The following is a 13,258-nucleotide window of genomic DNA, read 5'->3' on the forward strand; positions in this document are numbered from 1 at the left end:
CTCCTGACCATGGCGGCCTGGGGGAACCATCTGCTCGAACCCCACGAACGCGGCATGGTCCTCGTGAACGCCCGGACGGGGGAGGAGGCCGAGCCCGTCGTCGTCGACCGGGCCGACGGCCGTCGCGTCGACACCGAGGAATTCGTCTTCGCGGCGGGCCCCGCCTCCAGTGCGGCCATGCGCGCCCGCTACCCGAGGCGGCCCCGTCCGGCCCCGCCGGGGCGACCACGCCGCCCGCGCCAGGAAACAACCGCGCCACCATCCGATACGTCATCGAGCGGAGATGAGGCACCGTGACCCGAAGCGTCGTAATAGTCGGCGGCGGCACCGCAGGCTGGCTGACCGCCACGTACCTGAAGGCAGTGCTCCGGGACCAGGTCTCGGTGACGCTGGTGGAATCGAAGAACATTCCGACCATCGGCGTCGGAGAGGCCACGTTCAGCACGGTCCGGCACTTCTTCGAAGACCTGGGTCTTGAGGAACACGAGTGGATGCCCGAGTGCGACGCCACCTACAAGCTCGCCATCCGCTTCGAGAACTGGCGGGCCGACGGGCACTGCTTCTACCACCCGTTCGAACGGCCGCGGGTGGTAGACGGCTTCTCGCTCGCCGACTGGTGGCTCCACAAACGGCCGAGCGACCGCTTCGACCGCGACTGCTCCGTGCTCGCGGCGCTGTGCGACGCCCACAGCTCACCGCGCTACCTGGACGGGGCGATGATGGAGCAGGACTTCGTGGAGGACCGCGAGGACTCCATGTTCCGTGCCACGCCTGCGGGCCGGACCACCCAGTTCCCGTACGCCTACCATTTCGACGCGACACGCCTCGCGGGGTTCCTGACCCGGTTCGGCGTCCAGCGGGGCGTCTCCCACGTCCTGGACGATGTGACCGACGTGGTCCTGGACGAGCAGGGAGCCATCGCCCACGTCCTGACCAAGGAGCACGGCCCTCTCTCCGGCGATCTCTACGTGGACTGCACCGGGTTCCGCGGCATGCTGCTGAACCAGGCGCTCGGGGTGCCCTTCGTCTCATACCAGGACACGCTGCCGAACGACAGTGCAGTGGCACTGCGCGTACCGACCGACATGGCCACGCGCGGAATCCGGCCCTGCACCACCGCCACGGCCCAGGACGCCGGCTGGATCTGGACGATTCCTCTCTTCGGCCGCCTGGGCACGGGCTACGTGTACGCGAGCGACTACTGCACGCCCGAGAAGGCCGAGCGGACGCTTCGCGAGTTCGTCGGACCGACCGCGGAGGGACTGGAGGCCAACCACATCCGCATGCGCATCGGCCGCAGCGAGAGGTCGTGGGAGAAGAACTGCGTCGCCGTAGGACTGTCCAGCGGGTTCGTCGAACCGCTGGAATCCACCGGGATCTTCTTCATCCAGAACGCCGTCGAACAGCTTGTCAAGCACTTCCCGGGCGACGGCGACCACGAGGCCCTGCGCGCTTCATACAACCGGCAGGTCGGTCGTGTGATGGACGGGGTGCGGGAGTTCCTCTTCCTGCACTACTTCGCGGCCGCGCGCAGCGATAACCAGTACTGGAAGGACACCAAGAAGCGTCCGGTGCCCGACGGTCTGGGCGAGCGTCTGGAGCAGTGGGCAGCGCGCCTGCCCGACCAGGAGACCGTCTTCCCCTACTTTCATGGTTTCGAGCCCTACTCATACGTCGCCATGATTCTCGGCCTCGGCGGGCTCTCCCCTCAGCCGCTTCCTGTGCTGGCCTCGCTCGACGACGCCGCGGCGCGTAAAGAGCTGCGGTCGGTCCGCGACCAGGCCAGGACACTCGTCGGCCGACTGCCGAGCCAGTACGACTACGTCGCGCGGCTGCACGCACGGTCGTCCGGCCCGGCGGTCCACGGCCGGTCGTGAGGCGACGAGGAGGACACGATCATGGCCGATCCCATGGCGGACGCGACTGCGCCTTCGGTGATCAGCGCGGCGCAGTTCCGCTCGCTGATGACCACTTTCCCCTCCGGAGTCACCGTCGTGACGTCATCGCAGGAAGGCCGGCCGCCCCGGGGCGCGACCTGTTCGTCGCTCTCCAGCGTCGCCACGGAACCGGCGACCCTGCTGGTCTGTCTGAAGCAGACCAGTCACACGCTGGCGGCGATACTCGGGTCGGCGGCCTTCGCGGTGAACCTGCTGCACGATCAGGCGGAACACACGGCGGCGTTGTTCGCCTCCAGCGTGCCGGACCGTTTCGCCCGCGTCAGGTGGACTGACGAACCGTCGTTCGGCGGCCCGCATCTGGTGGACGACGCCCACACCGTCGCGGACTGCCATGTGGCCAGGACCGTTCCCGTCGGCGACCACACCGTCGTCTTCGGCGAGGTGTTCCGCGTGAGCACGCCGACCGGCAGGTCCTCCGACCCGCTGCTGTACGCGCTGCGCAGCTACTGGTCCATGAACCAGGGCGAGGCCGCCATCCGCCCCGTCGACGCCACCCTTCGTTGACAGAGCAGAACGAGGAGCGAAATTCATGGAGTTTGGACTCTCCCTGCTGCCGGACACCGGCCCGGACGAGCGCCCGGCCCAGGAGTACTACGAGAACGCCCTGGCGATATCGCGTCTGGCCGATCACATGGGGCTCGAATACCTCAAGATGACGGAACACTACCTACAGCCCTACGGCGGGTACTGCCCGTCGCCGCTCGCCTTCCTGTCCGCGGTATCCGCCGTCACCAGCAGGATCCGTCTCATGACGGGAGGAATTCAGGCATCATTCCACCACCCCATTCAAATCGCCGCCCAGACAGCGCAATTGGACGCGCTCAGCAATGGACGGCTCGACGCGGGGTTCGCGCGGGCCTTCCTCCCCTACGAGTTCGATGCCTTCGGGGTCGATATCGACAGCAGCACGGAGCGATTCAGGGCGACGGTCAAGGCCGTTCTGCGCCTATGGACGGAACCGAAGGCGACCGAGAACAACGCCTTCTTCCGTTACGCGGACGCGACGTCGTATCCGCGACCGACACAGCACCCGCACCCGCCGGTCTGGGGTGCGGCGCTCCTGACTCAGTCCAGCTTCGAGTGGCTCGGAGACATGGGACTGAACCTGCTCTTCGCCTCGCCTCCCCGCCCTGACGACATTCCACGGGCCCTGGAACTCATCGATTGCTACAAAGAACGTTTCGGCGCATCCCCACACGCAGCCGGTCGCCGCCCGAAAGTCGCCGTCAGCGTCCCCCTGCTGATCGCCGAGTCGGACGACGAGGCCCGCGACTGCGGCCGGAGGCTGCTCAGGCGGCACTGGGAAAAGTTCACCGAGGCGGCGGGGGCATGGAACAACCGTACGTCGCCCGCGTACGAGGGCTACCAGACCGCCATCCGCAAGAAGTTCGGAAGCGGGGTCGGCGACACCGAACTGGAGAGCACGGCCGTCTTCGGCAGCCCGGAAAACGCCCTGCAAAAGGTCGAAGCGATCCGCGAGTCCCTCGGACCGGACGTGATTCTCTGGCAGGTCGATTTCGGTCAGCAGCCGTTGAAGACCATGGAGCGCACGGTGCGGCTCTTCGCCGAGCACGTCCGGCCGAGCCTCGCTGCCGGGTGATCCGGCTGGTACGCCTTCGCACGCCTCCGGCTCCTCCCGAACAACTGGAGCTGCCCAGCCAGAAAGCAGGAGCACAGTGACACCTCTGCACAAGTCCCCCACGGTTCCTGAGCTGTTCGAGTCCGCGGTCGAGAAGTGGCCGGACGAATCGGCGGTGATCCATGGCGACACCACCCTCTCGTACATGGAGTTGAACGAAAAGGTCAATCGTCTGGCCCGCCACCTCATCGGCCACGGCGTGGGCCCGGACGTACTGGTCGCGGTGGCAGTGCCCCGCTCGACCGACCTCGTGGTCGTGCTGCTCGCGGTGTTCAAGGCGGGCGGCGCCTACCTGCCTCTCGACCCCGCGTATCCCGAAGCCCGGCTGTCCTACATGGTGAAGGACGCGCGGCCACTGGTGCTGGTGCGCACGGCGCGGACGCGCGTGCCCGACGTGGACGTCACCGAGATCGTGCTCGACGAGCCGGCCACACGCGACGCCTGCGCGGCACAGTCCGGGCACGACGTCACGCAGGACGAGCGCACTTGTGCCCTGCTCTGCGCCCATCTGATGTACGTGATCTACACATCCGGATCCACCGGGCAGCCGAAGGGCGTGGCTGTGACGCATCAAGGGGTCGGTGACCTCTTCGCGACCCAGTCGTCGCGGTTCGGCGTACGTCCCGGGGAACGCGTCCTCCAGTGGGCATCCGTCAGCTTCGACGCCGCGTTCTGGGACCTGACGCTCGCTTTGCTGTCCGGTGCCACTCTCGTGATGGCCGATCCCGAAGACGTGCTGCCGGGGCAGCCGCTGACCGACCTCCTGACGCGTCACCGGATCACTCACGCGGTGCTGCCCCCCGCCGTCCTCAGCCTCACGGACAGCACCGCCGTGCTGAAGGGCGGAACCCTCATGTCCACGGGTGACGCGTGCACCACCGCGCTGATCCATGAGTGGTCGCTCGGCAGGCGGATGTTCAACGGCTACGGCCCCACCGAGGTGACAGTCGGCGCCACCATCTCCGGCCCCGAGACCGGCACGGACGACGTCAGCATCGGCGTTCCATGGACGGGCGGCCGCGCCTACGTCCTCGGCGACGACCTGCGGCCGGCGCCCGACGGACAGGAGGGGGAACTGTATCTGGCCGGGAGCGGCCTGGCCCGCGGCTACTTGTCCCGTCCGGGCCTGACCGCCGCCACCTTCCTGCCGGACCCGTTCGGTCCGCCCGGAAGCCGGATGTACCGGTCGGGGGACCGTGGGTGGCGCAGGGCCGATGGTGTGTTCTTCTTCTCCGGCCGAGCGGACGACCAGGTCAAGGTCCGCGGATTCCGGATCGAACTGGGCGAGATCGAGGCGCGGCTCGCCCAGCACCCGGCGGTGGACCTCGCCGCCGTGGTGGTCAAGGGCGAACTCGCCGACGCCCTGGTCGTGGGGTACGTCCAAGCCGCGCCGGGCATGGCTGTGACGGCGACCGAACTGCGCGGCCATGTCGCGGACGTTCTGCCCGAGCACATGGTGCCCGCCACGATCGTCGTCCTGGAGAAGTTCCCCCTCTCGTCGGGCGGCAAGGTGGACCGCCGGGCTCTCCGCGCCCTTGCGTCTCATGCCGAGGCGGAAACGGCCCCGATGGTGCGGAGTCCGGAGACTGCGGCAGGGGCCCCGCACGGCGGGGCGCCGACAGAGGCGGCCTTGTGCGCCCTCGTCATGGAGCTGCTGTCCCTGCCGTCGGTCACACCGGACCAGAACCTCTTCGACCTGGGAGGGAACTCCCTGGTCGCGGCGAAGCTGGCCATCCGCATCAGGGAGGACCTCGGCGTGGGCGTTTCGATGAGGTCGGTCCTTCGGTCACGCACCCTTTCGGAGTTGGCGAGCAGCCTTCTCAACGAGGACGACGGCGTCCCGGATCTCTCCGGAGCTCCGTCGGCCTACAGCCCGGTCCCGATAGGAGAGGAGGCCGGATGAGCACGGACGCCCCCGCCGTCGACAGCCTCGATCTCACGGACCCGACGGCCTTCGTCACCCACGATCCGCACGAGTACTGGACGTGGTTCCGCCGAAGCCACCCGGTGGCCTGGCACGAGGCGGCCGGCGGACGCCCCGGCTTCTGGGTGGTCGCCGACCACGCCGATGTGCAGGCCGCGTACGACAATCCACGAGACCTGAGTTCCGCCCGAGGGACCGTTCTGGACGTCCTCCTGCGCGGCGACGACTCCGCCGGCGGGAAAATGCTCGCGGTCACCGACCGCCCCCGGCATCGAGAGCTGCGGAGCCTGCTGCTGCGGGCCTTCTCTCCTCGGGTTCTGCGCGGCGTGGCCGAGAAAGTCCACACGCGCACGGCGTCGCTGGTGGAGCAGATGGCGGCAGCCGGTTCGTTCGACTTCGTCACATCGGTAGCCGAGCAGATCCCCATGGCGACGATCTGCGACCTTCTGTCCGTACCTGAACAAGACCGCGGCAAGCTCCTGGAGTGGAACAAACGCACACTGTCGTCCTCCGACGCCGAAGCCGACGAGATGGACGCCCTCAGCGCGCGCAACGAGATCGTCCTCTACTTCATGGACCTGGCCGCCGAACGCCGGGCCCGCCCCGGAGACGACGTGATCAGCATGCTGGCGACCGCCACCCTCGATACAGCCCCGCTCCCGCTCGACGACGTCGCGCTCAACTGCTACAGCCTCATCCTGGGAGGCGACGAGTCCTCACGCATGTCGGCGATCAGCACGGTCCGCGCCCTGGCGGACCACCCCGGCCAATGGCGCGACCTCCGAGAAGGGCGGGTCGCGTGCGAGACGGCCGCCGAGGAACTGCTGCGCTGGGCAACCCCGGCGATGCACTTCGCCAGGACCGCTGCCCAGGACCTCGTGATCCGTGGGCAGCACATCGAGCGGGGCGACATCGTCACGCTGTGGAACGTCTCCGCCAACAACGACGAGACGGTCTTCGACGCCCCCCGGACGCTGAATCTGTCCCGCACCCCCAACCGCCACCTAGCCTTCGGGTACGGCCCGCACTTCTGTCTGGGCGCGTTCCTCGGCCGAGCGGCCCTGCACGCGCTGCTGCGCGCGATGATCGAGCACTTGGAGGCCGTAGAACTCGACGGCCCTCCGGTACGGATCTTCTCGAACTTCCTTTTCGGCTACCAGAGTCTGCCGGTCCGCTTCCACCGTCGGAGGCGTTGATCGCGGCTCTGCCGGAACAACTGCATCGGCGCAGCGCCGCCCCACGCCGCAGCCGCCGTAGGTCCGGGTGGAGAGATTTCTCCACCCGGAGTTACGGCGGCTGCCGCATGTCATTGGAGGGGAGGAAATCTAGTTTTGAGGGGTCGCTGACGGAGATTGAATGTGCTGGGAGGAAGCGCTGTGAGTGGGCCGGTTGAGGTAGTTCTGATTATTGCCGCTGTGTGCTACGTGATGGTTCGCCGGATGATCGGGGAGCCTGCGGAAGCCAAGCGGATGTTGATTCTTCCGGCGGTGCTTTCGCTGGTGGGGCTGTCCAATCTTTCGGGAGGGCATCTCGATGTCGATGCCGTCGTATTTCTGGTGGGCACCGGCGCGCTCAGTGTTCTGCTCGGGGTGCTGCGCGGTGTGAGTATTCGGCTGTCCAATCGGGACGGGCTGGTGTTCATGCGCTACACCTGGGTGACCGTGGCCCTGTGGGTGCTGAACATCGTGGCGAAGATCGGGGCGAATCTGCTGCTGGGGGCCATCGACCCGCATATGTCCGGTGTCGCCAGTGACAGCCTGCTGCTGACCATCGGCATAGGCATGCTCGCCGAGGGGCTCATGGTGCTGGGCCGGGCCGTGCGTACCGACAGCCGTGTCGTCTGGACCGCCGGCAAGGACGGCCAGCCGCACACCTCGTCCGCCCTCCTCGACAGCCTTCAGGAGCGTTTCGCCGGTGCGTCGGCCTCCGGTACCTCGGCCGACAACGGAACCTCCAGCCATCACCGTGCCTCGCGCCCCTCTATGCTTGACGCGCTTCGGGATGCCGACTCCCGCCAAGACCGCCGCCACAGCTGAGGTCGGGAGTGCGCCTCGTGTCATCCACCGGATCAGATTCCCCGGCCGGGACAGAATCACCGGCCGGGGCAGAGGCGAAGAGCCCCCGTCACAGCCCTCGTTTCGGCCCCCGCTACGGCTTCCGTTTCGGCTCCCATTACGGCCCTTACGGCGACGACTTCGCCCAGCCCTTCATCTCCGTCACCGCGACCGTCGTCACCGCCATCCAACTGCCCGGCGCCCACCTCGTCGCCCCGCCCCTCGCCATCACACTCTTCGTCCTGGTGGCGCTCTGCTCCTTCGCCGCGATCTTCTCCTGGTCCCGGCTGTCGCAGCGGGCGCAGATCGCGTTCGCGGGCGGCTACGCCGTCCTGTCGGCCGTACTCCTCCCCCTCGCACCCGGCACCGTGGCCCCCTTCTACGCCTACTCCGCGGTCGCCACCGCGGGCGTGAAGCTGGCGTCCCGGCGCGCCGCCGTCGGGGTGGCGGTGGCGGCGGCGCTCAGCAGTGCCGGGACGGTCTGGGTCGCCGAACGGCTCGCCCCGTCGTCCGACTACTGGACCTGGTGGATGACCCTCACCGTAGGGCTGCCCATCTATATGGGCATCTCGAAACGGGACCGGCGGAAAACGCTGGAGAGCGCCCAGCTCGCCGCCGCCGAGGCGCAGCGGGCCACCGAGTCCGAAGCCCGCAACGCCGCGCTCATGGAGCGGGGGCGTATAGCCCGCGAGATCCACGACGTGCTCGGGCACTCCCTCTCCGGCATCGCGCTCCAGCTCGACATGGCCGACGCCCTCAGCCAGAAGGACCGCCGCGAGGAGGCGCTCGCCGCCGTCCGCCGGGCCAGGGCGCTGGCCGTCGACAGCATCGCCGAGACCCGGCACGCCGTGCACGCCCTGCGCGAGGACACCCTCCCGCTCCAGGAGACGCTGCGGCTCATGGCCGAGAGCGAAGAGGTCGCCTTCGACGTCCTCGGCGAACCCGAGCCCGTATCGGTCGAGATCGCGCAGACCGCCCTGCGCGTGGCGCAGGAAGCCCTGACCAACGCCATGAAGTACGCGCCTGGGGCCGCACGCGCGATGACGCTCGCGTTCACCGCCGACGCCGTCTCCCTCACCGTCGCCAACGGGCCCGCGCCCTCCCCCGCGCCGCGCGCCGACGGCACCGAGAGCACCGGGATGGGGCTGATCGGCATGCGTGAGCGCGCCGCCCTGGTGGGCGGTACGCTCCGCGCCGGACCCGATCTCGAAAACCTCGACGACACAGCCCAGAGCGGCTGGACCGTAAAGCTGGAGGTGCCCCGGTGAACAACAGCAGCAGCATCAAGTTGGTGATCGTCGACGATCAGACGGCCGTGCGTGAGGCGCTGGCCGTCATGCTCGACCTCAACGACGACGTCGACGTCGTGGCCACGGCCACCAACGGCGAGGAGGCCGTCGCCGCCGTCGCCGAGCACCAGCCCGACGTCGTCCTGATGGACCTGAACATGCCGGTCATGGACGGCGTCGAGGCCACCGGGCGCATCCGCGCCGCCAACCCCCAGTCGACCGTGGTCGTCCTGACCACCTTCGAGGACGACGAGTCGATCCTGGCCGCCCTCCAGGCCGGCGCCGGCGGCTATCTGACCAAGGACGCGGGCCGCGACACCATCCTCCAGTCCGTACGCAGCGCCAGTCACGGGCAGGCCGTGCTCGCGCCCGAGGTGCAGCGCCGGCTGCTCACCCTCGCCACCCGGCGGCCCAAGCCCGCCGCCGAGCAGGCCGCCATGCTCACCGCGCGCGAGCGGGAGGTGCTGCGCCTGATCGGCGACGGGCTGCGCAACCCCGAGATCGCCGCGCGCCTCGTCATCAGCGAGGCCACCGTCAAGACGCACATCAACAACCTCTTCGCCAAGGCCGACCTCCACTCCCGCGCCGAAGCCGTGCGCTACGCGCTGAGCGTTCTGCCGCCGGAAGGACCCGGGCCCGGGCCCGCGCAGCGGGCCTGACCTCGCACCCGTCGCGCCCCTCGCCCCCCAGCCGCCCGTCCCCCACGACGGTGAGGCTCTCTCGCATGCTCCGGCCCCGACTCCCGGCCCCAACTCCCAGCCCCGGCCCCATCCCCCGCCCCGGTGTACGTCGGGTGGAGAAGGGTCTCCACCCGCAAGATACGGCGCTGACCCCACGACACCCCGTCCCCTCCCCCCGTAATTTTGTGATTGCCACCGGGGAGGAAAACGGAGCCGTCGGACAAGGAACGACGAAAACTCCGCACCCGGAATCCGGAATTCACCGAGTGAGAGGAATACCCGTTCCCATGAACTACCTCCGCAATTTCGCCCCGTGGTTCGTCTATGCCGGCGTCTCCCTCATCGGGTGGCAGTGGGGCGCCCTCGCCGCTTTGGTCTGCGCCGTGTTCCTGCTGATTCAGGACCGCCGGGCCGGCGTGGCAGCCGATGCCCAGATTCTCGATTTCGGAACGATCGTCTTCGCGCTGGGCATGACCGTCGTCGCGTTCGCCGACCCGCACTCCGCGATCCACGACCACGACAGCGCGATCTCCTCGGCCTGGCTGGCGCTCATCGGCTGGGCGAGCCTGGCCGTGCGGAGCCCCTTCACGCAGGGGGTCGCCCGGCGCAGCGCCCCCAAGGAGGTCTGGAACTCCCCGCACTTCATCCGCATCAACACCGTCATCACCACGGTGTGGACGGTCAGCTTCACCCTCTCCGCCGCCGCCGAGTTCACCTGCTCCGAGCTGGGCGCCGGGTCCGCCCTCCAGCTCTTCTGCAAGGCCGCCGGGTTCGTCGTCCCCGCCGTCTTCACGGCCCGCTACGTCAAGAAGGTCCGGGCCCGCGTCGCCGACAGGCTCGCCGCCATGGAGGCCGCCCCCGCCACCGCCGCCCCGGAGGCCGGCCACCAGCCCCTCACCTACGCCCAGCTGTGACGAGCAGCCCGAAAGACCCCCTACACCCCCCGCTCCCCCCGGTGCCTCGCCGCCGGGGGTTCGGCCGCGCGTACGATCGCGGACTCCACCGCCGCGATGCGGTCGGCGAGCAGCCCCAGCGCCGCGAGGGTGCGCACGCGCGGGTCCTCGTCGGAGCCGCCGAGGGCCTGCGTACGGACGTACGAGCTCTTGATCTCCGCCCAGCGGGCCGTCTGTTCGGCCGTGAGGGTGCCGCGCAGCTCCCCGAGCTTGAGGAGATTCGCCTCGGCGCCCGTCGTCAGGGTCTGGGCCTCGCCCGCGTAGTGGTCGTCGATGACGGCGGTCAGCTCGGCGTCGTTCATGACGGGCGCGATCCGCTCCACGATCTTGTTCATGTTGCGGTACGAGCCCTGGAGCTGGAACGGCGGTTCGGTGCGGCTGGCGTCCGTACGGGCCGCCGACGCGATGTAGGCGGTGTTGACGGCGAGGACCGTGCGCCGGGCGGTGAGCAGGTGGCGCAGCACGGCCAGTACGCGGTCCAGCTCGGCCGGTGCGTACGGGTGGGACAGCCGGTCGGAGCGCACCCCCGCCTCGCCCTGGGCCAGCCGGATCAGCAGGTCGAGGTCGGAGCGCTCGCGGGCGGCGAGCGGGGCCAGGACCGGGTTGGAGGTCAGGGCGTTCTCGACGAAGCTCAGCGCGAAGACGTCGTCCTTGCCGGAGAGGACATCGCCGAGGTTCCATACGTCGGCGCGGTTGGCGAGCATGTCGGGGATGCGGAAGAGGCCGCCGGACTCCGTGTACGGGTTGCCCGCCATGCACACCGCGAACCGCTTGCCGCGCAGGTCGTAGGTGCGCGTACGGCCGTTCCAGACGCCCTCGACGCGGCGCTGGGCGTCGCACAGCGAGATGAACTTCTGGAGCAGTTCGGGCGACGTGTGCTGGATGTCGTCCAGGTAGAGGAGGGTGTTGCTGCCCGCCTCCAGCGCGAAGTTGATCTTCTCGACCTCCTGCCGCGCGGTCGCGTCGGGCGCCTGCGCCGGGTCCAGCGAGGTGACGGAGTGGCCCAGCGCCGGGCCGTTGACCTTGACGAGCGCCAGGCCGAGGCGGTCGGCCACGTACTCCATGAGCGTCGTCTTGCCGTATCCCGGCGGGGAGATGAGCAGCAGCAGCCCGCTGTTGTCGGTGCGCTTCGCGTCGCCCGCCGCGCCGAGCTGCTTGGCGAGGTTCCCGCCGATCAGCGGCAGATACACCTCGTCCAGCAGCCGGTTGCGGACGAAGGCGCTCATCACCTTGGGCCGGAACTCGTCCACCCGCAGCCGTGACCGCTCGGCCTCCACCAGCCGGTTGCGCCGCTGCTGGTACGCGCGGAAGCCCGGCATCCGCTCTTCCCTGAACACCCGCGTACGGGCCAGGAACTCGTCCAGGCGGAGGGCGAGACGGCGACCCGTGATGCGGGAGTGGGCGCCCAGCAGGCCCTCCACCCGCGTCGTGAGCCGCGCCTCACAGTCGTAACGCGCCCCCTCGGGGCACAGCTCGATGGCCACGGCCTCCGCCACGACGCCGGGGTCCGCCTCCTCGCCGCTCCCCGCCAGGTAAGAGCCGAGCCATGCCTCCACGAGCTGGCGGCGCGCGGCCAGCGGCATCCCGCCGAGGGCCGTCAGCTCCTCCTCGTACGCCGGACCGTCGCTCGCGCCGCGGAACTTCTCGATCAGCGACCGCGCCTCGGCCCCCGCCGCGAACCCCTCGGGCCCTCCCGCCAGCTCCTCGAAGAGGTACTCGGCGGCGAGCGGGCCGGCGGCGGACGTCTCTTCGAACGCCTCCAGCTGCGCCGCCAGTTCACCCGTCAGGTCCGCGATCGCGGGTGCCAGCCCGAACGTCGCGCGCGCCCGCGCCAGGGACCGTACGCGCAGCGCCCAGTGCTCGCGCGCCGCGCCGTCCAGGCCATGCGTCCAGAAGATCTGGGCGGCGGCGCGGTCGGCAGCCGGGTAGCGCAGCAGCCCCGCCTCCGCGTGCAGGGCGAGCAGCGCGCCGAGGATCGCGGTGGCGTCGTGGTCGTGGACGCCGCGCTCGTACCCCTCGTCGTACGCGGCGTCGGCGGCGGTCCGCACCAGGGCGGCCAGCTCGTCGGGGCCCGCGTCGTACAGCGTGGCCGGGTCGTGCTCGGCGAGGATCTTCGCGGCGAGGTGCTCGGCGCGGTAGACGTCGGCGGACTCCGAGGGCAGCAGCTGGTCCCAGTACGGGCGGGTGTCCGCGAACTCGGGGTCGGTGACGGGCGCGCGGTAGTCGGTGCCGGTCAGCGCGAAGGCGAGGGTGTCGCCGTGCGGTACGAGCGTCAGGTCGAGGGCCTGGGTGTTGACGGCGAAGCGGTGGCGGCCCAGCCGGATCGTCTCACCGCCGTCCAGGTACAGGTCGGCGCGGTCGCGCAGCGCGCGCCCGGCCTCCTGGCGGGCGGCCTTCAGCCGGCCGTCGAGCTCGTCAGCCCGTACGCCGTCGCCGAGTTCGCGCAGCTCGTCGGCGGTGCGGCGGACTTTGGCGACCATGGGGTCGGAAGCGAAGTAGGTGTTGACGGCGTCGAGGTCGGCGAGGGTCGCGGCCCGCCGCTGGATGGTCTCCAGGACGCGGTTCGCGGAGTCGGCGAGCCGCTCGGCGTGCCGGGCGCGGGCGTCCTGGAGGGTCTGCTTGCGGGAGGAGAATGCCTCGTAGACGTCGGTGCGCTTGGCGGACAGCTCGGTGAGGAAGTCGTCGGACTCGGCGAACCGCGCCTCCAGATTCTCCAACTGGAGCAGCAGACGCGCGAGTTGCTCCTCGCACGCCTCGGGCG

Annotated in this window: 10 protein-coding genes and 1 pseudogene; 10 read left to right on the forward strand and 1 reads right to left on the reverse strand. The window is 69.7% G+C overall.

The window, feature by feature from the left end; all coding sequences use genetic code 11:
- From ACFU99_RS14350 to ACFU99_RS14395, 10 genes and pseudogenes are all read left to right on the forward strand, one after another.
- Positions 1-297: pseudogene (locus tag ACFU99_RS14350) on the forward strand (hypothetical protein); the annotation flags it as partial.
- Positions 294-1,877 (forward strand): tryptophan halogenase family protein, encoded by a 1,584-nt coding sequence (locus tag ACFU99_RS14355; RefSeq protein ID WP_384390755.1) that lies wholly within the window; start codon positions 294-296, stop codon positions 1,875-1,877. The pseudogene ACFU99_RS14350 and the gene ACFU99_RS14355, both read left to right, overlap by 4 nt.
- 21 nt (positions 1,878-1,898) lie before the next feature.
- Positions 1,899-2,462 (forward strand): flavin reductase family protein, encoded by a 564-nt coding sequence (locus ACFU99_RS14360; protein ID WP_384390758.1) that lies wholly within the window; start codon positions 1,899-1,901, stop codon positions 2,460-2,462.
- A gap of 25 nt (positions 2,463-2,487) precedes the next feature.
- On the forward strand, positions 2,488-3,558 hold the full coding sequence (locus ACFU99_RS14365) for an LLM class flavin-dependent oxidoreductase (protein WP_384390761.1): 1,071 nt from the start codon (positions 2,488-2,490) through the stop codon (positions 3,556-3,558).
- Positions 3,559-3,634: 76 nt separating this feature from the next.
- Positions 3,635-5,500, forward strand: a complete 1,866-nt coding sequence (locus tag ACFU99_RS14370) for a non-ribosomal peptide synthetase (protein ID WP_384390764.1) — start codon at positions 3,635-3,637, stop codon at positions 5,498-5,500.
- Complete coding sequence (locus tag ACFU99_RS14375) at positions 5,497-6,717, forward strand: cytochrome P450 (protein WP_384390767.1); 1,221 nt, start codon at positions 5,497-5,499, stop codon at positions 6,715-6,717. The genes ACFU99_RS14370 and ACFU99_RS14375 overlap by 4 nt, the downstream gene beginning before the upstream one ends.
- Positions 6,718-6,960: 243 nt before the next feature.
- The gene (locus ACFU99_RS14380; protein WP_384390770.1) at positions 6,961-7,557 is read left to right on the forward strand and encodes a DUF1453 domain-containing protein; all 597 of its coding nucleotides are present in this window, start codon (positions 6,961-6,963) and stop codon (positions 7,555-7,557) included.
- A gap of 17 nt (positions 7,558-7,574) precedes the next feature.
- Positions 7,575-8,843 carry a histidine kinase gene (locus ACFU99_RS14385; protein ID WP_384390773.1) on the forward strand — a complete coding sequence of 423 codons (1,269 nt, stop codon included), beginning with the start codon at positions 7,575-7,577 and terminating at the stop codon, positions 8,841-8,843.
- Positions 8,840-9,523: a response regulator gene (locus tag ACFU99_RS14390; RefSeq protein ID WP_384390776.1), complete on the forward strand. Its 684-nt coding sequence runs from the start codon at positions 8,840-8,842 to the stop codon at positions 9,521-9,523. The genes ACFU99_RS14385 and ACFU99_RS14390 overlap by 4 nt, the downstream gene beginning before the upstream one ends.
- 308 nt (positions 9,524-9,831) lie before the next feature.
- A complete protein-coding gene (locus ACFU99_RS14395) occupies positions 9,832-10,458 on the forward strand; it encodes a hypothetical protein (RefSeq protein WP_384390778.1) in 627 nt (208 codons plus the stop codon).
- Between the two features lie 20 nt (positions 10,459-10,478).
- Here ACFU99_RS14395 and ACFU99_RS14400 read toward each other — a convergent pair.
- Positions 10,479-13,258 (reverse strand): AAA family ATPase (locus ACFU99_RS14400; RefSeq protein ID WP_384390781.1); only part of this gene is annotated, 2,780 nt, incomplete at its 5' end.

It is taken from the genome of Streptomyces sp. NPDC057654 (genome assembly GCF_042800135.1).
Taxonomy (GTDB): Bacteria; Actinomycetota; Actinomycetes; order Streptomycetales; family Streptomycetaceae; genus Streptomyces.

Coding starts and splice junctions, on each gene's coding strand:
- ACFU99_RS14395 (WP_384390778.1), top strand. CDS start 9,832: ATGAACTACCTCCGCAATTTCGCCCCGTGGTTCGTCTATGCCGGCGTC.
- ACFU99_RS14375 (WP_384390767.1), top strand. CDS start 5,497: ATGAGCACGGACGCCCCCGCCGTCGACAGCCTCGATCTCACGGACCCG.
- ACFU99_RS14380 (WP_384390770.1), top strand. CDS start 6,961: ATGATCGGGGAGCCTGCGGAAGCCAAGCGGATGTTGATTCTTCCGGCG.
- ACFU99_RS14365 (WP_384390761.1), top strand. CDS start 2,488: ATGGAGTTTGGACTCTCCCTGCTGCCGGACACCGGCCCGGACGAGCGC.
- ACFU99_RS14360 (WP_384390758.1), top strand. CDS start 1,899: ATGGCCGATCCCATGGCGGACGCGACTGCGCCTTCGGTGATCAGCGCG.